18 protein-coding genes are annotated in these 20,543 nt (G+C 68.1%); 4 read left to right on the top strand and 14 right to left on the bottom strand.

The features are described from left to right. Positions 1–19: 19 nt before the first annotated feature. The 8 genes from DIE23_RS01815 to DIE23_RS01775 form a co-directional block, all read right to left on the bottom strand. On the bottom strand, positions 20–706 hold the full coding sequence (locus tag DIE23_RS01815) for a YafY family protein (RefSeq protein WP_124610543.1): 687 nt from the start codon (positions 704–706) through the stop codon (positions 20–22). 73 nt (positions 707–779) lie between these two features. Beyond that, the gene (locus DIE23_RS01810) at positions 780–1,196 is read right to left on the bottom strand and encodes a VOC family protein (protein WP_124610542.1); all 417 of its coding nucleotides are present in this window, start codon (positions 1,194–1,196) and stop codon (positions 780–782) included. A 286-nt stretch (positions 1,197–1,482) separates the two neighbouring features. Then, positions 1,483–2,781: a class I SAM-dependent RNA methyltransferase gene (locus tag DIE23_RS01805; RefSeq protein WP_124610541.1), complete on the bottom strand. Its 1,299-nt coding sequence runs from the start codon at positions 2,779–2,781 to the stop codon at positions 1,483–1,485. A 165-nt stretch (positions 2,782–2,946) separates the two neighbouring features. Further along, positions 2,947–5,070, bottom strand: coding sequence for a site-specific recombinase (locus DIE23_RS01800; protein WP_124610540.1), 2,124 nt, complete (start codon positions 5,068–5,070; stop codon positions 2,947–2,949). A gap of 507 nt (positions 5,071–5,577) precedes the next feature. Further along, the gene (locus DIE23_RS01790) at positions 5,578–6,300 is read right to left on the bottom strand and encodes a membrane integrity-associated transporter subunit PqiC (protein WP_124610538.1); all 723 of its coding nucleotides are present in this window, start codon (positions 6,298–6,300) and stop codon (positions 5,578–5,580) included. After that, entirely contained in the window at positions 6,297–7,916 is a 1,620-nt protein-coding gene (locus DIE23_RS01785; RefSeq protein ID WP_124610537.1) for an intermembrane transport protein PqiB, read from the bottom strand. The genes DIE23_RS01790 and DIE23_RS01785 overlap by 4 nt, the downstream gene beginning before the upstream one ends. Further along, entirely contained in the window at positions 7,909–8,538 is a 630-nt protein-coding gene (locus tag DIE23_RS01780; RefSeq protein WP_124610536.1) for a paraquat-inducible protein A, read from the bottom strand. Before DIE23_RS01780 ends, DIE23_RS01785 begins: the two co-directional genes overlap by 8 nt. After that, positions 8,535–9,200, bottom strand: coding sequence for a paraquat-inducible protein A (locus tag DIE23_RS01775; RefSeq protein WP_124610535.1), 666 nt, complete (start codon positions 9,198–9,200; stop codon positions 8,535–8,537). Before DIE23_RS01775 ends, DIE23_RS01780 begins: the two co-directional genes overlap by 4 nt. A gap of 258 nt (positions 9,201–9,458) precedes the next feature. Between DIE23_RS01775 and DIE23_RS01770 the strand changes: the two genes are divergently transcribed. From DIE23_RS01770 to DIE23_RS01755, 4 genes are all read left to right on the top strand, one after another. Then, entirely contained in the window at positions 9,459–10,019 is a 561-nt protein-coding gene (locus tag DIE23_RS01770) for a cytochrome b (RefSeq protein WP_124610534.1), read from the top strand. An 8-nt stretch (positions 10,020–10,027) separates the two neighbouring features. Then, positions 10,028–10,588: a YceI family protein gene (locus DIE23_RS01765; RefSeq protein WP_124610533.1), complete on the top strand. Its 561-nt coding sequence runs from the start codon at positions 10,028–10,030 to the stop codon at positions 10,586–10,588. A 65-nt stretch (positions 10,589–10,653) separates the two neighbouring features. Continuing rightward, positions 10,654–11,235, top strand: coding sequence for a YceI family protein (locus DIE23_RS01760; protein WP_124610532.1), 582 nt, complete (start codon positions 10,654–10,656; stop codon positions 11,233–11,235). 175 nt (positions 11,236–11,410) lie between these two features. Beyond that, on the top strand, positions 11,411–12,688 hold the full coding sequence (locus tag DIE23_RS01755; protein WP_124610531.1) for an MFS transporter: 1,278 nt from the start codon (positions 11,411–11,413) through the stop codon (positions 12,686–12,688). Between the two features lie 20 nt (positions 12,689–12,708). On the opposite strand, the gene DIE23_RS01750 is transcribed toward DIE23_RS01755, so the two are convergent. From DIE23_RS01750 to queA, 6 genes are all read right to left on the bottom strand, one after another. Continuing rightward, on the bottom strand, positions 12,709–14,265 hold the full coding sequence (locus DIE23_RS01750; RefSeq protein WP_124610530.1) for a S41 family peptidase: 1,557 nt from the start codon (positions 14,263–14,265) through the stop codon (positions 12,709–12,711). Positions 14,266–14,424: 159 nt separating this feature from the next. Further along, positions 14,425–15,375: a protein translocase subunit SecF gene (gene secF, locus DIE23_RS01745; RefSeq protein WP_124610529.1), complete on the bottom strand. Its 951-nt coding sequence runs from the start codon at positions 15,373–15,375 to the stop codon at positions 14,425–14,427. Positions 15,376–15,393: 18 nt separating this feature from the next. Continuing rightward, positions 15,394–17,415 carry a protein translocase subunit SecD gene (gene secD / locus DIE23_RS01740; protein WP_124610528.1) on the bottom strand — a complete coding sequence of 674 codons (2,022 nt, stop codon included), beginning with the start codon at positions 17,413–17,415 and terminating at the stop codon, positions 15,394–15,396. Between the two features lie 106 nt (positions 17,416–17,521). Beyond that, on the bottom strand, positions 17,522–17,845 hold the full coding sequence (yajC, locus tag DIE23_RS01735; protein ID WP_006401647.1) for a preprotein translocase subunit YajC: 324 nt from the start codon (positions 17,843–17,845) through the stop codon (positions 17,522–17,524). 240 nt (positions 17,846–18,085) lie between these two features. Further along, positions 18,086–19,273 carry a tRNA guanosine(34) transglycosylase Tgt gene (gene tgt, locus DIE23_RS01730; RefSeq protein WP_124610527.1) on the bottom strand — a complete coding sequence of 396 codons (1,188 nt, stop codon included), beginning with the start codon at positions 19,271–19,273 and terminating at the stop codon, positions 18,086–18,088. A 133-nt stretch (positions 19,274–19,406) separates the two neighbouring features. Then, the gene (gene queA / locus DIE23_RS01725; protein ID WP_124610526.1) at positions 19,407–20,474 is read right to left on the bottom strand and encodes a tRNA preQ1(34) S-adenosylmethionine ribosyltransferase-isomerase QueA; all 1,068 of its coding nucleotides are present in this window, start codon (positions 20,472–20,474) and stop codon (positions 19,407–19,409) included. Between the last annotated feature and the right edge of the window lie 69 nt (positions 20,475–20,543).

Raw genomic sequence — 20,543 nt, 5'->3', positions numbered from 1 at the left:
CCGGCTGCCGCCGCGCGTGTCAGCGCATCGGCGCTTCCGCGATCCGCATGTAGTCGGCGATCCGCCGGCCTTCCATGTCCGGAAACTGCTCGTGCACGGTGATGTCGCCCATTCGCGCGATGTCGAAGGTGCGGAAGTCGTCGCGCAGCTCGCACCACGCGCCGATCGTCCAGCGTCCGCCCCAGTAGACGAGCCCGAGCGGCCACACGCGGCGCTTCGTGTGCGCGCCGAGCCGGTCGCGGTAGTCGAAGCTGACGATGTGACGCGTGTCGACCGCCTGGTGGATCGCGTCGACCTTCGCGCAGAACGTCTCGTCGATGTGGAACGACGGCGCGAACACCGGCAGGCGATCGAGCGCGGTGCGCTTGTCGGCGGGCATCGCCGACGCGATCTTCGCGAGCGCCGAACGCGCGCCGCCCGCGAAGCGCGCGCCGCCCCAGGTCTCGAGCATCCGCGCGCCGGCCGCGAGCGCCGCGAGCTCCTCGGCCGTGAACGTGAGCGGCGGCAGGCTGGCGTTGCGGTTCAGCCGGTAGCCGATGCCGGCTTCGCCTTCGATCGGCACCCCTGACAGTTGCAGGTCGCGCACGTCGCGATAAACCGTGCGCGGCGACACCGACAACCAGTCGGCGAGCTGCTGCGCGGTCGTGAGGCGCCGCCCGCGCAACAGCTCGGCGATCTGGAACAGGCGGTCGGCACGGCGCGTCATGGCTGCACCTCGACTCCAACGGCTACGGGGACTTCGCGATGATAGCGCCGCGCCTGTCGGAGCGTGGACGCGCTCAGTGGCATTTCGGTGCGTGCAGGCCGACGCGGTTGCCTTCGGTATCGATCAGGTAGCCGATATAGCCGTAGTTGTTCGGCAGCTCGACCACCGAGCCCTGCACGATGCCGCCCGCGCGCTTCGCGCGTTCGAGCGCCGCCACGACCGACTCGCCGGCGTTCAGGTACACGAGCACGCCGTTCGCGCTCGGCTTCATCTGCTGCGGATCGAACACGATGCTGCCGCCCGTGCTCGACGCTTCGTGATCGAACACGGCCATCGGCACGCCGCCGATGACTTCGCGCTGCAGCGTCGTTTGCAGCACGGTTTCGTAGAAACGGATCGCCCGGTCGAAGTCGAGGGACGGGATGTCGAACCACGCGATCGCGCGTTCCAGGATTGCGGTTTCAGTTGCAGTTGCAGTTGCGGACGTCATGACGAGCTCCTTGTTGTTCGGGTTCTTCTTGAGGGAAACCAGCCTTGCATTGCGCCGGGATTGCAGTGTGATCGGGGGCTGCTGACAGCGTGCTGTCAGTAGTCGTGGCGGTGCTGACAAAAGGGGGCGGTGGCGGCGCAACGGCCGTGCGGAGCCGCATCGGTGCGCGGTTGGCGGGGCGGCACGCGGGGCGCCGCCCGCACGGGTGCGGTGGAAAGCAAAACGCCCGGCTCGGGCCGGGCGTCGTCTGGGTGTCAGCAGGCCGCCGCAGCGGCCGTCTCGCGCGTCAGGCGTCGCCTTCCGGCGCGGCCGGGCGTGCCTTCACGCTGCCGGCGATCAGGTCGAAGCGGAACAGCCGGCATTCGAGCGCACCGTTGAACAGCGGCGTCTTCGCCGATTCGCGCAGCCGCAGCTGGCCCGGCAGCGACCGGTCCGACGTCAGCAGGAACGCCTGCCAGCCCGTGAAGCGCTGCTTGAGCGCGTCGCCGAGCGCGTTGAAGAACTCGCTGTCCGGCGCGTCGGTGTGCGTGCGACGGAATGCGTCGTCGTTGCCGCGGTTGCGGCCCGTCTCGCGCACCTCGCCGCGCGCGCTGCGGCCGCGCACCTCGATCCGCTCGCCGTACGGCGGGTTCGCGAGGATGATGCCCGGGCCGTCGCACGGCGGCGTCATTCCGCGTGCGTCGACCTGCTTGAGCCACACCGACGGCACGCCCGCGCGCTCGAGGTTCGCGCGCGCCTTCTCGAGCATGTCGCCCGAGATGTCGCTGCCGTATACGCCGAGCGAATCGCGCTTGCCGCGCGCCGCGCGCTTCGCGTCGAGCGCCGGGACCTTCAGGCCCTGCCATGCGGTGATGTCGTACTGCTTGAGCTTTTCGAAGCCGAAGCGTCGCTCGACGCCCGGTGCGACGCCGAGCGCGATCTGCGCGGCTTCCGCGAGGAACGTGCCGCTGCCGCACATCGGGTCGTACAGCGGCGTGCCGGGCGTCCAGCCCGTCAGGCGCAGGATGCCGGCCGCGAGGTTCTCGCGCAGCGGCGCCGCGCCCTTGTCGAGGCGCCAGCCGCGCTTGAACAGCGGCTCACCCGACGTATCGAGGTACAGCGTGCACTCGGTGGCCGTCAGGAACGCGAACACGCGCACGTCCGGCGCGCCGGTGTCGATGCTCGGCCGCGAGCCGGTCTTGTCGCGCATCCGGTCGCAGATCGCGTCCTTCACGCGCAGCGTCGCGAACTCGAGGCTCTTCAGCGGCGACTTGATCGCGGTGATGTCGACGCGCAGCGTCTGCGTCGACGCGAACCAGCGTTCCCACGGCTGCTCGAGCGCGAGCGCGTAGACGTCCTGTTCGTTGCGGTACGGGCGGTGCGCGATCTTCAGCAGGATCCGGCTCGCGATCCGCGAATGGAGGTTCGCGGCCATGCCGGCGGCCCAGCCGCCGCGGAAATGGACACCGCCCGGCACCTGCGCGCCCGCGGTGAACGGCGCGCCGTCCAGATGGCGGCCGGCGATTTCGGCCAGCTCGGCGGCAAGCGCCGCTTCGAGGCCGCGCGGGCAGGGAGCGAAGAATTCGTACAGGGTGGGCGAGGACATAAGGCGGGTGAGGACGTGCAAAAGTGCACTATTGTACGCGGCGCCGGCGCCCGGGGCCGGCGTTGCGTCCGATTCGGGACGCCGGCGCGGGTGGACCGGTCGTGACGGCCGGCCCGTCGGGCCACGCGGCGGCGCCTGCCCGGGCGGCGCGCCGCCGTCGAACGGTCAGTGCGAGCCCGGCTGGCCGGCGCGCGCGGCCGGGGTGCCGGCTGGCCAGAACAGCGCGGACGGCTTCGACAGCACCGTGCGGACGATCGCGCCGACCAGCGCGCGCACCTTGGTGCGGCGCAGGCTGCGCGAGCGCACGGCCATCGTGAACGCGAGCGCGAAGCTCACGAGCACGTTGAGGATTGCCATGCTCAGCACGCCGGCGCAGGCCCACCACAGCTCGGGCGTGCCCAGTGCGTTCTTGCCGAGCACGCCGAGCGCGATCCCGATCGAGCCGGCCGACAATGTCACGTGCCGCACCTCGAACGGGAACAGGAACACGGTGACGATCGCCGGGATCAGGCCGAGCATCAGGCCGAGACCGACGTTGGCGACCACGCCCGCGACGTTCGAGCGGCAGAAGTGCGCGAGTTTCGCGGCGCCCGACGCGCCGAGCGTGAGCCGCAGCCGGCGGTTGTACGTGAGCGCGTCGCCGACCCGGTGCAGCACGAACCAGTTGTCGGCCCAGCCCGCGAGCAGGCTCGACGCCCACAGCAATACGCCCGTGAGCGCCGCATAGAACGGCGTGGGACCCAGCAGCGAGAACGAATGCAGGGTCGCGTGCGCCTTTTCCGGCGAGATCAGGTTCGCGTGCATCAGGTTGCCCGCGAACAGCTGCACGAGCAGGCACACGGGCAGCACGACGAGCACGTTGCCGGAGATCGCCGCGGCCTGCGTGCGGATCAGCGCGATCACCGACGCGACGAACGTCTTCACGCCTTCCTCGTGACCGGTTTCGTCGAGTTCGCGCGCGAGCGTCGGCGCGGTCATCGCGGGCTGCTTGGTCGCGAGCGTGAAGTGCAGGAAGTGCATCAGCATGAAGCTCGCCGCGTAGTTCACGCCCGCGAGCAGCCCTTCGAGCATCGACTGCAGGTGCGCGCCCGTGATCGCGAACTTCACGCACACGGTCGCGACGGTGACGAGGCCGCCGCCCGCGGCCATCCGCAGCATCTTCAGGTACTCGGCACGGCCGCGCGAGATGTAGTGCTCGCCCGTGTCCGCGTTAGTCTCGACGAGCTTGCGCGCGAACAGCGAGAAGTTGCTGCGCACGAGGTGCGACACGCTCTGGCTGTTCTGGTTCGCGTCGACGAGCTCGGCCGTGAGGCGCGCCATCCCGCGCAGGTCGTCGCGTGCCATCCACGCGTTGAGCAGCATTTCCGCGCGCAGGATGCGCATGCGCATCCGTTCGACCTGGAACACGATGTCGACCGACACGCCGTTGCGGTACAGGTGCGCGAACACGTCGTCGACCGCGATCCGGCATTCGTCGAGCAGCACGCGCAGATAGTTCACCTCGTGCAGCAGCTTGCTGGGGTCGCCGCCGTCCTCGACGGCCGCGTGCGCGGTCTCGACCGCGAGCATCGCGCGCGTGAGACGGTAGAACGGCTGGGTTTCGAGCGGCCTGCGCGCGTCGTCGTCGGACAGGCGGCTGCGCACCGTCTGCGACAGGCCGGTCGAGCTGATCTGGCAGGTCAGGTTGTGCAGCGCGGCCAGCAGGTCGCGCGAGAACGAGCCGGGCTCGTGGCGTTCTTCGTCGGTGACGTCGAACGAGATCAGGTCGGCGAGGCGGGCGAGCAGGTCGTCGGGCAGCGCATCGATCCATTGCGCGTCTTCCGGCGTCGGGAACATCAGCGTGAACAGCGCCGTCAGCTCGCGGCGATTCGGCGCGGGCGGGATCAGCGACGAGTCGATGCGCTCGAACAGCGCGCCGAAGAAACCGGAATGCACGGGCATCCCCGCGTCGCACAGCAGCGAGATGCCGTCGCATTCGCGCAGGATCCCGCGCAGGATGCGCGCCGCGTGCGATTTCCACGCGGGATTGCGGTCGAGCACGTGGAACAGGTAGCGCAACCGCGCGTGCGCCGGATACGCGCGCGCGTCGGCGTCACGTTCGGCCGGCGTGTCGTGCGCGGCCTGCATCGCGCCGCTGCGGCGCAGCCAGTGCGCGAGCTCGATCAACCATTCGCTGCGCTCGGCGTACGGCGCGTCCGCGTCGGCATGCGCGAGCAGCGCATCGAGCTGGTGGCCCGCATTGCGCGACGCGCGCCACTTCTTGATCAGGGTCGTCAGGGAACGAAACATAAACGGAATAGCGAAAGCCCTGGACGGGCGGGTTCGGGATGCCGGCCGGGAACACGGCGCGGCGCCGGGGAGAACGGTGAGGCTGGTCGGGTGGCCGGACGATGCGCGGCGACCCGCGATGCGGCTGTCCCGATGCGGTGCACGCGGACACGCGTGCGAGCCCCGGGAGACGCGGCGATCGGACCGGACACAACGGGCGGATCGCCGCCGGCTGGCGCGCACGACAGGCGGCGCAAGCCGGAAAGTGCGTAGGATCGTCAATCGGGCGCGAAAACGCAAGCGGACCGCGTTGCGTGGTGCCGGTTCCGGCGGATTTTGACAAACAGTGCAAAGCCGCCGTTCGGCCGATGAATGACGTGCAGCATCGGCCGTAGCGGCGAGGGCGGCGGATTTGCGGACGCGTCGGCGCGCGCACGCGGATCGCTGCCGATGATCGCTACCGGGCGGCGCGTGCCGAATGCGGTCGCATGCGCGAATGCACCGGACGCCGGCCCGCGCGCCGCATGCTTATGCGCCGGACTTGCCGGTCGCGCCGGCGTCGCCGCCTGGCGTCGGATCGGCCGGGCAGGGCACGACGGGCGCGGCGGCCGTTGCCTTGCCGGACGCGCTCGAGGCCGCCGTCGCACCGCGCCGCGCGGCCATCGCGCGCACGCCGGACGCAGCCTGCGATGCGATCACGTCGAGCGCGCGCCGATGCCCGGCGACGAGTGCGTCATAGCCGTCGGCGACCGGTTCGGCGACGCTCGTGCGGCACGTCATCACCGCCTGCGTGCCGAGCACGCGCACGCTCCACACCGCATCGATCGCCGCACGCTTGCCGGGCCACGACTCGAAGCGCTGCACGTTCACGCTGATCCGATAGACGGGCACGCCGGCCGGGTACGCGGAATTCGCGACGTCGATCGTGCCGAGCTGCGCGGCGAGATCGTCGGACAGCGCGCGGCGAATCTCGTCGGCGGGCGGCGCGGCCCAGCGTTCCTGCTCGAGCACGTCGACCTGCGCGGCGTTCTTCTGCACGACGAGCTGGTTCTTCGCGACCTGTTCGGGCACGCCGACCGACGGCACCTCGATCAGGAACGCCGGGTTGGCGGGCGCGGTGCGCACGGGTGCCGCGGCGTCGGCCGGGCTCAGCGTATAGAACCGCGCGGGCGGCGAGCTGCACGCGGCGAGCGCGAGTGCGGCGAAGGCCGCCGCCGCGCCGCTCGCGAAACCGTTCACGCGTGTCGTCATTGTTTGTCTCCTGGCTTGCCCTTGAGCAGCGATTCGGGGTGGCGCTCCAGATAGTCGGCGAGCGCGTTCAGCGATTGCAGCGTGCGCGTGAGCTCCTTCAGCGCGCCGCGCACGTCGGACTGCAGCGGCGAATCCTGCTGCAGCGTCGCCTCGGCGGTCGAGAAGGTCTGCTTCGCGGCCGACAGCGTGTCGCGCGCTTCCGGCGCGACCTGCGTGTCGAGCTGCTTGAACAGCTTGTCGGCGTTCGACAGCGCGCTGTTCAGGTTCGCGCCGATCTGGTCGAACGGCACCTTGTCGAGCTTCTTCGCGATGTCGGCGACCTGCAGCTGCAGCTCGTCGAGCGTGTTCGGCACGGTCGGCAGCTCGAGCGGCTGGCGTGCCGCGTCGATCGTCACGGCCGGCGCCTTCGGGAAGAAGTCGAGCGCGACGTACAGCTGGCTCGTCAGCAGGTTGCCGGTGCGCAGCTGGCCGCGCAGCCCGTGCCTGACGAGGCGCTCGACGATCTCGCGGCGGGCCGGTTCGCCCTTGCTCTCGATCGTTTCGCGGAAGCGCGGGCCGAGCCGCTCCGGATACACGTTCATCGTCACCGGCATCAGGAAGTTCTTGGTCTTCGGATCGAAGTCGATGCCGATGTTCGTCACTTCGCCGAGCACGATGCCGCGGAAGTCGACCGGCGCGCCCACCGCGAGCCCGCGCAGCGACTGGTTGAAGTTCATCACGACCTGCAGCGGCTGGCCGTCCGGATCGCGCATCGCGTCGGCCTCGTCGGAGCCGAGGCGGAAGGTCGTGTTGTTCGGTGCCGTCGCGCCGCTGTTCTGGTTCGGCGGCGTCTGGAATGCAATGCCGCCGAGGATCACCGTCGCGAGCGACTGCGTGTTCAGCTTCAGGCCGCTCGAATCGAGCCGCAGGTCGACGCCGCTTGCCTGCCACCAGCGCGAGTTCACGCCGACGTACTGGTCGTACGGCGCATTGACGAACACGTTGAACGTGACGCCCGTGCCATCCTTGTCGAGCGAGAAGCCGACCACCTGGCCGACCTGCACGCGGCGGTAGTAGATTGGCGAGCCGATGTCGACCGAGCCGAGCGAATCGCCGCGCAGCACGTACTGCGTGCCCTTCTGGTCGCCGGTCACCGCCGGCGGGGTTTCGAGGCCCGTGAAGTCGCTCTGCGAGTCCTGCCCGTGGCCGGCGTCGACGCCGATGTACGCGCCCGACAGCAGCGTGCTGAGCCCCGACACGCCGGTCGTGCCGACGCGCGGACGCACGATCCAGAAGCGCGAGCCCTTGACCGCGAAGTCCTCGGCTTCCTTCTTCAGTTGCACCTGGACGAGCACGCGCGACAGGTCCTTCGACAGCTTGATCGTCTTGACCATGCCGATCTCGACGTCCTTGTACTTGACCTGCGTCTTGCCCGGCTCGAGGCCTTCCGCGCTGTGGAAGCTGATCGAGATTTCCGGGCCGCGCTCGCGCACGGACTTGATCACGAGGCCGATGCCGATCAGCGCGGCGATCAGCGGCACGAGCCAGACGAGCGACGGCAGCCAGCCGCTTTTCGTCGAGATCGCCGGCTCGGGCGGCCGGGACGCGTCGTGCTGCGGGCCTTGCGGACTATTCATGGTGTTTCCCTGAGGTTTCGACTGGATCCCAGATCAGGCGGGGATCGAACTGCATCGACGCGAGCATCGTCAGGATCACGACCGAGCCGAACGCGAGCGCGCCGGGGCCGGCCGTGATGACGGCGAGCGAACGGAAATGGACGAGCGCGACGGTGAGCGTCACGACGAAGATGTCGAGCATCGACCAGCGGCCGATCCGCTCGACGATCCGGAACAGGCGCGTGCGCTGCAGCGGCCGCCACGCGGCGCGCCGCTGCGCGCTGGTGACGAGGATCGTCAGCACGCCGAGCTTGAGCATCGGCACGAGGATGCTGGCGACGAACACGACGACCGCGAGCGGCCAGTCGCCGGATGTCCAGAAATAGATGACGCCGCTCATGATCGTGTCTTCCTGCGAGCCGACGATCGACGACGTGTGCAAGATCGGCAGCAGGTTCGCGGGAATATAGAGGATCGCGGCCGCGATCAGCAGCGCCCACGTCCGCATGATGCTGTTCGGTTTGCGGAAGTGAAGCGTGCTGCCGCAGCGCGCGCAATGCGCGTGCGGATGGTCGATCGTCTGCACGAGCCCGCATGCGTGACAGCTGGCGTAGCCCTCGCGGGCGGCGGTCGGCATCGTCATCGGCGGGGGGCTTCCGGCAGCGGCACGGTGTTGTCGGGCCGCGCGGGCGGGCGCCCGGCGCGCAGGTCGTCGGCCATGTCCCACAGCGTGCGCGGATCGAACATCAGCACGACGGCGGTCATCAGCGTGAGTGCGCCGAACGCGAACAACGCCGCGTCGGGAACGACTTTTGCGAGACTCACCATCTTCACGATCGTTACAAGGATGCCAAGCATGAACACCTCGATCATGCCCCACGGTCGCACGAGCTGGATCGTGCGCAGCACGAAGTTGAGGCCCGGCGGCACGACGCCACGCCGTATCGGCAGCAGCACGTACAGCAGCGCGGCCATCTCGACGAGCGGGAAGAGCACGGTCGAACAGAACACGATCACGCCGACGATCTCCATGTCCTGATGCCACAGCGCGTCGATCGCGCCGATCAGCGTCGTCTGCACGCGGGTGCCGTTCAGGTCCATTTCGAGAATCGGGAACGTCTGCGCGATGACGAACGTGACCAGCGCCGCGACCGCAAGCGCGGTGATTCGCTCGATCTGCGTGGTGCTGTCGCGATAGAGCAGCGCGTCGCACCGCGGGCAGCGCGCGATTTCGCGGTGCGCGAGGTGCGGTTTATGCAACAGTGCGTCGCATTCGTGGCAGGCAATCAGGTCGTGTCGTTGCATGGGAAAAGCGGTTGTGCGACGGGCGAGGGACGCGTCGGCGGGGCCGGAACCCGCGCCAATCTTACCAAAACGGCTTTTTCGACGTGTCAACGGTCGGTTACCGGGTGACCGGTCGGTAACATGGCGTAAACATGGCAGCCGGCTGGCGCGCCTGTCCTCGGAGTCCGCGCGTGACAAAAGGTTGCGGTAGCATGGCGCCCTTGACAAGCGTCGGTTGAAGTTGCCGGCGCAGCTGTTCGCTCAACTGAGGAATCCAAGATGGTATCGAAATCGCTGCCGGCCACGCCGACACATTACACGCAGACCGCGATCGCGCTGCACTGGCTGATCGCGCTGCTGATCATCTGCGGCTTCGCGCTCGGCTGGGTGATGACCGACATCCCCGGTTTCACGCCGACCAAGCTGAAGTACTTCTCGTGGCACAAGTGGATCGGCGTGACGGTGTTCGCACTGGCCGTCGTGCGCGTGCTGTGGCGCGCGACTCACGCGGCGCCGGCGCTGCCCGGCGATACGCCGGCGTGGCAGCGTGCGGTGTCGCACGGCGTGCACATGCTGCTGTACGTGCTGATGATCGTGATCCCGGTAACGGGCTACCTGTACAGCTCGGCATCGAACATTCCAGTCGTCTACCTCGGCATCGTGCCGCTGCCGCGCCTGATCGATCCCGATCCGGTGCTGAAGGAAACCTTCAAGACGCTGCACGTGGCTTTGAATTACATTCTGCTTGCGCTCGTCGCCATGCACGTGCTCGCGGCGCTCAAGCACCAGTTGTTGGACCGCGACGGCCTGCTGTCGCGGATGCTTCCCTCCGCCAAATGAAGGATCCCATGAAAGTGTCTTTCTCCCGCTCCATGCTGACCGCGTTCGCCGCGGTGTCACTTTTCGCGTCGGCCGCGGCGCATGCCGACGTCGATCTCGCGAAGAGCAAGGTGTCCGCCGTGTCGAAGCAGATGAACGTGCCGACCGAGGGCGCATTCAAGAAGTTTTCCGCGCAGGTGAAGTTCGACCCGGCGAAGGCCGCGCAGGGCAGCGCGCAAATGTCGATCGACATCGCCAGCTTCGACCTCGGCGACAAGATGTACAACGAGCAGGTCACCGGCAAGGACTGGTTCGACGCGAAGGCGTATCCGCAGGCGACCTTCGCGTCGTCGGCGATCGCGCCGGCCGGCGGCAACAAGTACAACGTGACCGGCAAGCTGACGATCAAGGGCAAGTCCGAGACCGTCACGGTGCCCGTCACGGTCACGCAGAACGGCGCGACGCAGACCTTCGACGGCGTGCTGCCGATCAAGCGCTCGGCGTTCAACGTCGGCACCGGCGAGTGGAAGGACACGTCGATCGTCGCCGACGAAGTGCAGATCAAGTTCCATCTCGTCGCCGCGAAGTAAGCGGCGGGCTGTCGAATCACCCGAATGCCGCGCGAGGGCGCGGCGCTGTTCCAAGGAGAAAGCGTTTGAAAAAGCATCTGATCATCGCCGCGGGCGCGCTGGCCGCTTCGCTGTCGTTCTCGGCATTCGCCGACAGCGCGACGTACCAGTTCGACCCGAGCCACACGTACCCGAGCTTCGAGGCCGACCACTTCGGCGGCCTGTCCGTCTGGCGCGGCAAGTTCGACAAGTCGAGCGGCTCCGTGACGCTCGACCGCGCGGCGAAGACCGGTACGGTCGACGTGACGACCGACATCGCGTCGATCCACACGGGCAGCGCGAAGCTCGACGAGCACCTGCAGACGGCCGAGTTCTTCGACGCGGCCAAGTTCCCGCAGGCGAACTACAAGGGCACCATCAAGTTCGACGGCGACAAGCCGGTGTCGGTGGTCGGCAACCTGACGATGCATGGCGTCACGAAGCCGCTGACGCTGAAGATCGACTCGCTCAAGTGCATGCCGCATCCGATGCTCAAGCGTGAAGTGTGCGGCGTCGACGCGGTCGGCGAATTCAGCCGCGACGATTTCGGCCTCGACTACGGCAAGCAGTACGGCTTCAAGATGAAGACGAAGCTGCTGATCACGGCCGAAGCCGTCAAGCAGCAGTAACGCGCCCGGCCGGGCCGGCCGCCGCGTCACGCCGCCGGCCCGTCGCGTGCCAGCCGCCGCGCTCCCTTTCTCCGGGGGCGCGGCGGTTTTTTTTGCGCGCCTATAATCGTCGGCACAGCTCGCGGCGCGAGAACGGACGCGTCAAACAGAACGTACAACGACAAGGAGATCGCCGATGCACGCCGTCACGCAGTCCAGCTCCATTGCCACGTCGCCGCGCGTGTGGCGCGCGGTGGTCGCCGCGTCGATCGGCAACGCGCTCGAGTGGTTCGACCTCGTGGTCTATGGCTTCTTCGCGGTGACGATCTCGAAGCTGTTCTTTCCGGCCGGCAACGACACCGTGTCGCTGCTGCTCACGCTCGGCACGTTCGGCGTGTCGTTCTTCATGCGCCCGCTCGGCGCGATCGTGCTCGGCGCATACGCCGACCGCGCCGGCCGCAAGGCCGCCCTCACGCTGTCGATCCTGCTGATGATGGCCGGCACCCTGGTCATCGCGGTGCTGCCGACCTACCGGACGATCGGCGTCGCCGCGCCGCTGATCCTCGTCGCCGCGCGGCTGATGCAGGGTTTTTCGGCCGGCGGCGAATTCGGCAGCGCGACCGCGTTCCTGGCCGAGCACGTGCCGGGCCGGCGCGGTTTCTTCGCGAGCTGGCAGGTCGCGAGCCAGGGGCTCACGACGCTGCTCGCGGCCGGCTTCGGCACCGTGCTGAACGCACAGCTCACGGCCGAGCAGATGGCCGCGTGGGGCTGGCGCATTCCGTTCTTCTTCGGGCTGCTGCTCGGGCCCGTCGCTTACTACATCCGTTCGAAGGTCGACGAGACGCCCGAGTTTCTCGCGGCCGAAAGCAGCGCGAGCCCGTTGCGCGACACGTTCGCATCGCACAAGGCGCGGCTCGTCGCGGCGATGGGCGTGGTGGTGCTCGGCACCGTCGCGACCTATCTCGTGCTGTTCATGCCGACCTACGGCGTGAAGCAGCTCGGCCTCGCGCCGTCCGCCGCGTTCGCGGCGATCCTCGTCGTCGGCGTGATCCAGATGGCGTTCGCGCCGCTCGTCGGCCACTGGTCGGATTGCTACGGCCGCGTGCGCGTGATGCTCGCGCCGGCCATCGGCATTCTCGTGCTGATCTATCCGGCGTTCGCGTACCTGGTCGAGCATCCGGGCTTCGGCACGCTGATCGCGCTGCAGGTGCTGCTCGCGTTCCTGATGACCGGCTATTTCGCGGCGCTGCCGGGGCTGCTGTCCGAAGTGTTTCCGGTGCAGACGCGCACGACCGGGATGTCGCTCGCCTATAACGTCGCGGTGACGATCTTCGGCGGCTTCGGGCCGTTCATCATCGCGTGGCTGATCCGCGCGACCGGGATGAAGACCGCGCCGAGCTTCTACCTGATGTTCGCGGCCGTGCTGAGCCTCGCGGCGCTGGTCGTGCTGAGGCGGCGGTTCGGGTTTCGTTGACGGGGGCGCGCGGAAGCGTGTCAGTCGCTGCCGCGCTCGCATACCGGCTGTGCCGGCATCAGTTGCGCCGGCGCAGCGATGGTCCGCACGGGCCGGCCGGCGAGCGCGTTGAGCGCCTGCCGGAGCTGCCAGTCGGCGGCCGAGCCGAATTCGCGCTGCGGTAGCGCCGCGCTCTTCGACGTATCGACCTTCGCGCGCACGCGCTGTTCGCGCAATGTCTGCCGCGCCTTGCGTACCTGCGCGAACGGATCGGGCGCCAGCCGGTCCGCATAGGGCGCGCGAGCGAGATCGACTTCGCGGTACCACAGCAGCACGCCGTCGACGTCCGAATCACGGCGCGGCGGCACGAGCCAGTCCGGCACGACGCCGTAGCCGTCCATCGGGCAGCCGTTCGGCCGCAGGTTGCGCGCGAACGTGAAATTGAGCCGCGTGCCGTCGATCAGGTCGACGCCGGTTTGCGCGAGCCCCTTCCCGTAGGTCGGCATCCCGAGCAGCCGCGCGCGGCCGAGATCCTTCAATGCCGCCGCGGTCGCTTCGGCGGCGGACGCGCTCTGTCCGTCGACGAGCACGACGAGCGGCACGGCGCGCCACCAGTCGTCGGCCTGCAGCGGCGCGAGCGGATCCTGGCCGTGCATGACCGGCAGTTCGTAGTCGGGCCAGTTGGTCGAGAAGCGGCGGCGCTTCGTGCCGTCGCGCTCGAGCGTCACCATCGCGGTGTGGTCGCGCCTGGCGAACAGCGCGGTGATGCCGATCGCCGCATTCAGCGCGCCGCCGCCATTGATGCGCAGGTCGAGGATCACGCCTTGCACCGGCGGCCCCGCGCGGCGCGCGGCCTGCACCGCGTCGATATAGTTGCCGACCGCGGGCTCCGGGAAGCCCGACAGCCGCGTGTACAGGATGTCGCCGGCGAGCCGCTTCGCGGTCGCCGGGTGCGGCCTGACGATCGCGCGGACCGGCGCGAAGGTCAGCGTCGCGTGGTTCGGACCGCGCCGGACCGTGAGTTTCAGCGGCACGCCCGCGTCGCCCTTCGCGAGTTTCACGACGTCGCTGCTGTCGATGCCGACGACACTCTGGTCGTTCATCGCGACGACGAGATCGTCGGGTCGCACGCCGGCCTGTTCGGCGGGCGCGTCGGGAATCACGTCGATGATGTGCAGCCCGTCGGGCCGCGTCTCGAACACGATGCCGATGCCCGGCGTGCCGTCGCGTGCGCGGCGCTCGTCATCGAGCTGTTGCTGGTGCTCCTTCGCGTTGAAGAAGCGCGCGTGCGGCAGCGTCTTGATCCCGTCGTGCACGGTGGCGTCGAGCAGTGCGCCGATGTCGACGTCGGTCAGGTGCTGCTTCTTCAGCACGTCGACCGCGGCCTTCAGTTCGCAGAGCTGCGGTTCCCAGCCGGGCGGGCAGGGTGACGGTTGCGAGGCGGCAGCAGGCGGCGTGGCGGGCGGGACGACAGACGCGGCGGCGGGTGGCACGGACTGCGCGCGGGCGGCCGATGCGCATGCAACGAACGCAGCCGCGGCGGCTACGCCGGTACTCCAGGCGACGATGCGGTAAACGACACGCGTGGCTGGCATCATGACGACCGTGGCTTCGGCGGGTGGCGGGGCGGGACGGTGAGGCGATTGTAGCCGATGGTCCGTGCGGTCGCGCCGGATGAAGAGGGCAGCGGTTCGTGCATGAAAAAAGGCCGGTCCAACAGGACCGGCCTTCTCGTATCAGCCGAAACGACGCGGCGCTTAAACCTGTGCGCCCGCGTTCGGATCGTCCGGATCGTGCGCGGTCTTCTTTTCCTTGATCAGGTCTTCGCGCTTGATGCCGAGCCACATCGCGAGCGAGCCCGCGACGAACACCGACGAGTAGATGCCGAACATGATGCCGACCGTCAGCGCGAGCGCGAAGTAGTGCAGCGTCGGGCCGCCGAAGAAGAACATCGACAGCACCATCATTTCCGTCGACGTGTGCGTGATGATCGTCCGCGACATCGTGGTCGTGATCGCGTGGTTGATCACTTCCTGCACGCTCATCTTGCGTTCGCGGCGGAACGTTTCGCGGATCCGGTCGAAGATGACGACCGACTCGTTGACCGAGTAGCCGAGCACCGCGAGGATCGCCGCGAGCACCGCCAGCGAGAATTCCCACTGGAAGAACGCGAAGAAGCCGAGAATGATCACGACGTCGTGCAGGTTGGCGATGATGCCGGCGATCGCGTACTTCCATTCGAAGCGGATCGACAGGTAGATCACGATGCCGATCACGACGCACGCGAGCGCGAGGAGACCGTCGGTCGCGAGCTCGCGGCCGACCTGCGGGCCGACGAACTCGACGCGCTGCAGCGTCACGTCGGGGCTTTGCGCCTTCAGCGCGGTCATCACCTGGTCGCTCTGCTGCGCGGACGTGAGGCCTTCCTTCAGCTGCAGGCGGATCAGCACGTTGCGCGACGTGCCGAAGTTCTGCACCTGCGCATCGGCGTAGCCGAGCTTGCCGAGCGTGTTGCGCACGGGCTCGAGCTGCGCGGCCTGCTGGTACTGGACCTCGATCACCGTACCGCCGGTGAATTCGACGGACAGGTGCAGCCCGCGGTGGAACAGGAAGAACACGGCGGCGAGGAACGTGACCAGCGAGATCACGTTGAACACCAGCGCGTGCCGCATGAACGGAATGTCTTTACGGATGCGGAAAAATTCCATGGCTTCGTCTCCGGGGCCTTATTGGGTCGAGCCCGGTTTCTTCGGCGACACGCCTTGCTGCGCGCGGTTGCGCAGCTGCGGCTTGCCGGCGCGCGGTGCGTCGCCCTTCGCGGGCGCGGCGAGCTTCGCGGCGCGCGCGGTGTCGGTCGATTCGTCGGCCGCGGCGAACGATGCGCCGGCCGTGGCGCCTTCCGGCTTCCACACCTGGCCGATCGCGAGCGACTTCAGCTTCTTGCGGCCGCCGTACCAGAGGTTGACGATCCCGCGCGAGAAGAACACCGCGGAGAACATCGACGTCAGGATGCCGAGGCAGTGCACGATCGCGAACGCGCGAACCGGGCCCGAGCCGAACGCGAGCAGCGCGAGGCCGGCGATCAGCGTGGTGACGTTCGAGTCGAGAATCGTCGCCCACGCGTGCGCATAGCCGGCCTGGATCGCGATCTGCGGCGGCTGGCCGGCGCGCAGTTCTTCACGCACGCGCTCGTTGATCAGCACGTTCGAGTCGATCGCCATACCGAGCGCGAGCGCGATTGCCGCGATACCCGGCAGCGTCAGCGTCGCCTGCATCAGCGACAGCACCGCGACGAGCAGCAGCAGGTTCACCGACAGGCCGATCACCGAGATCACGCCGAACAGCATGTAGTACGCGATCATGAACACGGCGATCGCGCAGAAGCCCCAGATCACCGAGTGGACGCCCATCTTGATGTTGTCCGCGCCGAGGCTCGGGCCGATCGTGCGTTCCTCGATGATGTCCATCGGTGCGGCGAGCGAACCGGCGCGCAGCAGCAGCGCGAGGTCGGCCGCGGCCTGCGGCGTCGGCTGGCCCGTGATCTGGAAGCGGTCGCCGAGTTCGGACTGGATCGTCGCGACCGTCAGCACCTCGCCCTTGCCCTTCTCGAACAGCACCATCGCCATCGGCTTGCCGATGTTGTCGCGCGACACCGCGCGCACCGAGCGGCCGCCCGCCGAGTCGAGGCGGATGTTGACCGACGGACGCTGGTGTTCGTCGAAGCCGGCCGACGCATCGATGATGCGGTCGCCGGTGAAGATCACGTCCTTCTTCAGCAGCACGGGCGCCTGGTTGCCCTGCGTGAACAGCTCCTCGCCCGGCGGCACGGGGTCGTTCGGGTTCGGGTGCGTGTTGATCGGATCGGCGAGGCGCGCCTCGAGCGTCGCGGTGCGGCCGATGATGTCCTTCGCCTTCGCGGTGTCCTGCACGCCCGGCAGTTCGACGACGATGCGGTCGCTGCCTTGCTGTTGCAGGATCGGCTCCGACACGCCGAGTTCGTTCACGCGGTTGTGGAGCGTGGTCAGGTTCTGCTTGAGCGCGGCGTCCTCGACGGCCTTCTGCACGGCCGGCGTGAACGTGCCGACGACTTGCGTGCCGCCGCCGCCGGGCTGGGTCGCCCATTGCAGTTCGGTGACCGACGCGGCGAGTACCTTGCGGGCGTCTTCCGCCGTCTGCGCATCGCTGAAGTTGACGACGACGGACTGGTCGACGCGGCTCACGCCGCCGTCGCGGATGTTCTTGTCGCGCAGCAGCGTGCGCGCGTCGGTCGCATCGGAGTCGAGCTTCTTCGTGAGCGCGCCCGTCATGTCGACCTGGAGCAGGAAGTGGACACCGCCGCGCAGGTCGAGGCCGAGATACATCGGCAGTGCGTGCAGCGCGGTCAGCCAGCGCGGCGACGCGCTTTGCAGGTTCAGTGCGACGACGTACTGCGGATCGTTCGGATCGGCGTTCAGCGACTTCTGCAGCAGGTCCTTGACGCGCAGCTGCGTATCGGTGTCCTTCAGGCGCACGCGGATGTTCGCGTTGGACGCCGTGTTCTCGAAGGTGACGTCGTCCGGCGTGATCTGTGCCGCGGCGAGCGCGGATTCGACCTGGGTCAGCGTGGTCGAGTCGAGCTTGACCGTGGCCTTGCCGCTCGACACCTGCACCGCCGGCGCTTCGCCGAAGAAGTTGGGCAATGTGTACAGAAGGCCGATGGCGAGCGCCACGACCATCACGACATATTTCCAGAGTGGATAACGATTCATGAGGGGGCCGAACGGGTGGTTGGCGTGAAAGCGTCGCGTCCGGCGCCGCGGCGGCGCGCTCTCTCAGGCGGGCACGACGCGGGGAGCCGGACGCTCGGTGAAAGCCTTACAGCGACTTGATCGTGCCCTTCGGCAGAATGGTCGTGACGGCAGCCTTCTGCACGGTGATTTCGGTGCCTTCGGCGATTTCGACGCCGATGTAGCCTTCGGAGACCTTCGTCACCTTGCCGACGAGGCCGCCGCTCGTGACGACTTCGTCGCCCTTCGCCATGGCCGCGAGCATGTTGCGGTGTTCCTTCTGGCGCTTCATCTGCGGACGGATCATGATGAAGTACAGCACCGCGAACATCAGGATGAGCGGCAGGAAGCTCATCAGGCTCGATTCGGCGCCACCGGCACCTTGCGCGAAGGCATTGGAAATGAACGGCACGTTGGTCTCTCCGTAGGGGAAGATCGAAAAATAAGCCGGTTATTCTACCACCGGCCCCATGCGCAAACGGCTCGGCAAATGCGCTTTCGGATCAAGCTGTTAAAGCATGAAACGGCACCGTTGCGACTCATTTGGAAAGGCAATTGTAATATTCGGTGGTCGCGACTGGCACCCGGAATGCATTATTTAGTACACGTCCTATGTGACGGACCGTCGCGCGGGCCGCCGGGAGCCGGCCCGTCAGTCGACCCCTCTCGCGCGATCCTCCGCGAAGCGCTGGCGGAATGCGTCGAACGTGTGGGTCTCGATCGCGTCGCGGATCTCGCTCATCAGCTGCAGGTAGTAGTGCAGGTTGTGGATCGTGTTGAGCTGCGCGCCGAGGATTTCGCCGACGCGGTGCAGGTGATGCAGGTAGCCGCGCGAGAAGTTCCGGCACGTGTAGCAGGAGCAGCTCGCGTCGAGCGGCTTCAGCGAGTTCTTGTGCGTCGCGTTGCGGATCTTCACGTCGCCGAAGCGCGTGAACAGCCAGCCGTTGCGCGCGTTGCGGGTCGGCATCACGCAGTCGAACATGTCGATGCCGTTCGCGACGCCCTCGACCAGGTCCTCCGGCGTGCCGACGCCCATCAGGTAGTGCGGCTTGTTGGCCGGCAGCTTCGGACCGACGTGCCGCAGCACCCGCATCATGTCTTCCTTCGGCTCGCCGACCGACAGCCCGCCGATCGCGAGGCCGTGGAAGCCGAGTTCCGACAGGCCCGCGAGCGATTCGTCGCGCAGGTCCTCGAACATCCCGCCCTGGACGATCCCGAACAGCGCATTCGGGTTGCCGAGCCGGTCGAACTCGTCGAGCGAGCGCTTCGCCCAGCGCAGCGACATGCGCATCGACTCGGCCGCTTCCTTGTGCGTGGTCGGCACGCCGTCGGTCGCGTACGGCGTGCATTCGTCGAACTGCATCACGATGTCGGAGTTCAGCACCTTCTGGATCTGCATCGACACTTCCGGCGACAGGAACAGCTTGTCGCCGTTGATCGGCGATGCGAACGTCACGCCGTCCTCGGTGATCTTGCGCAGGTCGCCGAGCGAGAACACCTGGAAGCCGCCCGAGTCGGTCAGGATCGGCTTGTTCCAGCCCATGAAGCCGTGCAGGCCGCCGTGCGCGTCGATCGTGTCGAGGCCCGGGCGCAGCCACAGGTGGAACGTGTTGCCGAGGATGATCTGGGCCTTGATCTCGTGCAGCTCGCGCGGCTGGATCGCCTTCACGGTGCCGTAGGTGCCGACCGGCATGAAGATCGGCGTCTCGACCACGCCGTGGTTGAGTTTCACGCGGCCGCGGCGCGCATGGCCGTCGGTCGTCAGCAGTTCGAATTCGAGCCCGTTGGCCGGGCGGTCCTGCACGGGGGCGTGCGTATCGTGGGATGAACCTTCGGTCATCGCGTCATTCTCCTTGCCACCGGAAAACAGTCCGGCGCATGTTGGAAACGCCGCCGGCAAGCCGGCGGCGGGGAAAAGCGGATGCGCGCCATCGTAGCGCGCACTGCGGGAACAAGGGGCGCGGCGGCCGCGCTTACGCGCGCGGCGCCTCCGGCGTGTCGCGCCGCGTGAGCAGCATCGCGTCGCCGTAGCTGAAGAAGCGGTAGCGTTTGTCAATCGCGTGCCGGTACGCGGCGCGGATCGTCTCGACGCCCGCGAACGCGGACACCAGCATCAGCAGCGTCGACTTCGGCAGGTGGAAGTTCGTGACGAGCCGGTCGACGACCCGGAAGCGGTAGCCGGGCGTGATGAAGATGTCGGTCTCGGCCTGCGTCGCCGCGAGCGGGCGGCCTGCCTCGTCGGCGCTGCGCGCCGCGGCTTCGAGCGCGCGCATCGACGTCGTGCCGACCGCGATCACGTTGCCGCCGCGCGCGCGGGTCGCGGCGATCTTGTCGACGAGCGACTGCGGCAGGTCGTACCACTCGCTGTGCATCCGGTGCTCGGCGATGTTCTCGACGCGCACCGGCTGGAACGTGCCGGCGCCCACGTGCAGCGTCAGCGTCGCACGCTCGACGCCCATCGCGTCGAGTTTCCCGAGCATCGGCTGGTCGAAATGGAGCCCGGCCGTCGGCGCGGCGACCGCCCCCGGGTTGCTCGCGTAGACGGTCTGGTAGCGCGTCTCGTCGTTCGCGTCGGCGTCGTGCTCGATGTACGGCGGCAGCGGCAGGCGGCCGTGCTGCTCGATCAGCGTGAGGCACGGCTCCGGGAAGTGCAGCGTGAAGAACGGCTCGACGCGCTCGCCGACCGTCACGTCGAACGCGTCGGCAAGGCGCAGCGTCGTGCCGGCGCCCGGCGACTTGCTCGCGCGGATCTGCGCGAGTGCGGTGTGCGTGCCGGTCACGCGCTCGATCAGTACCTCGATCTTGCCGCCGCTGGCCTTCTGGCCGAAGAAACGCGCCTTCAGCACCTTGGTATCGTTGAACACGAGCAGGTCGCCGGGCGCGATGCACGACGGCAGCTCGGCGAAGCGGCGGTCGACGAGGCGCGCGGGCTCGGCGGTGCCATCGACCTCGAGCAGGCGGCTCGCGGTGCGGTCGGGCAGCGCGGTTTGCGCAATCAGCTCGGGTGGCAGATTGAAATCGAAATCGGAAAGCGTGAACATGCGGGCTGGTTCGAAACGGCCGGCGGGCGCCGCCGACAGGGCGGAAACGCATAAACGGGGCGCGCGAGC

This window comes from Burkholderia sp. Bp9143, from assembly GCF_003853645.1.
Taxonomy (GTDB): Bacteria; Pseudomonadota; Gammaproteobacteria; order Burkholderiales; family Burkholderiaceae; genus Burkholderia.
Note: the sequence above shows the minus strand (reverse complement) of the source record. Positions and strands in the feature narration are given on the sequence as shown.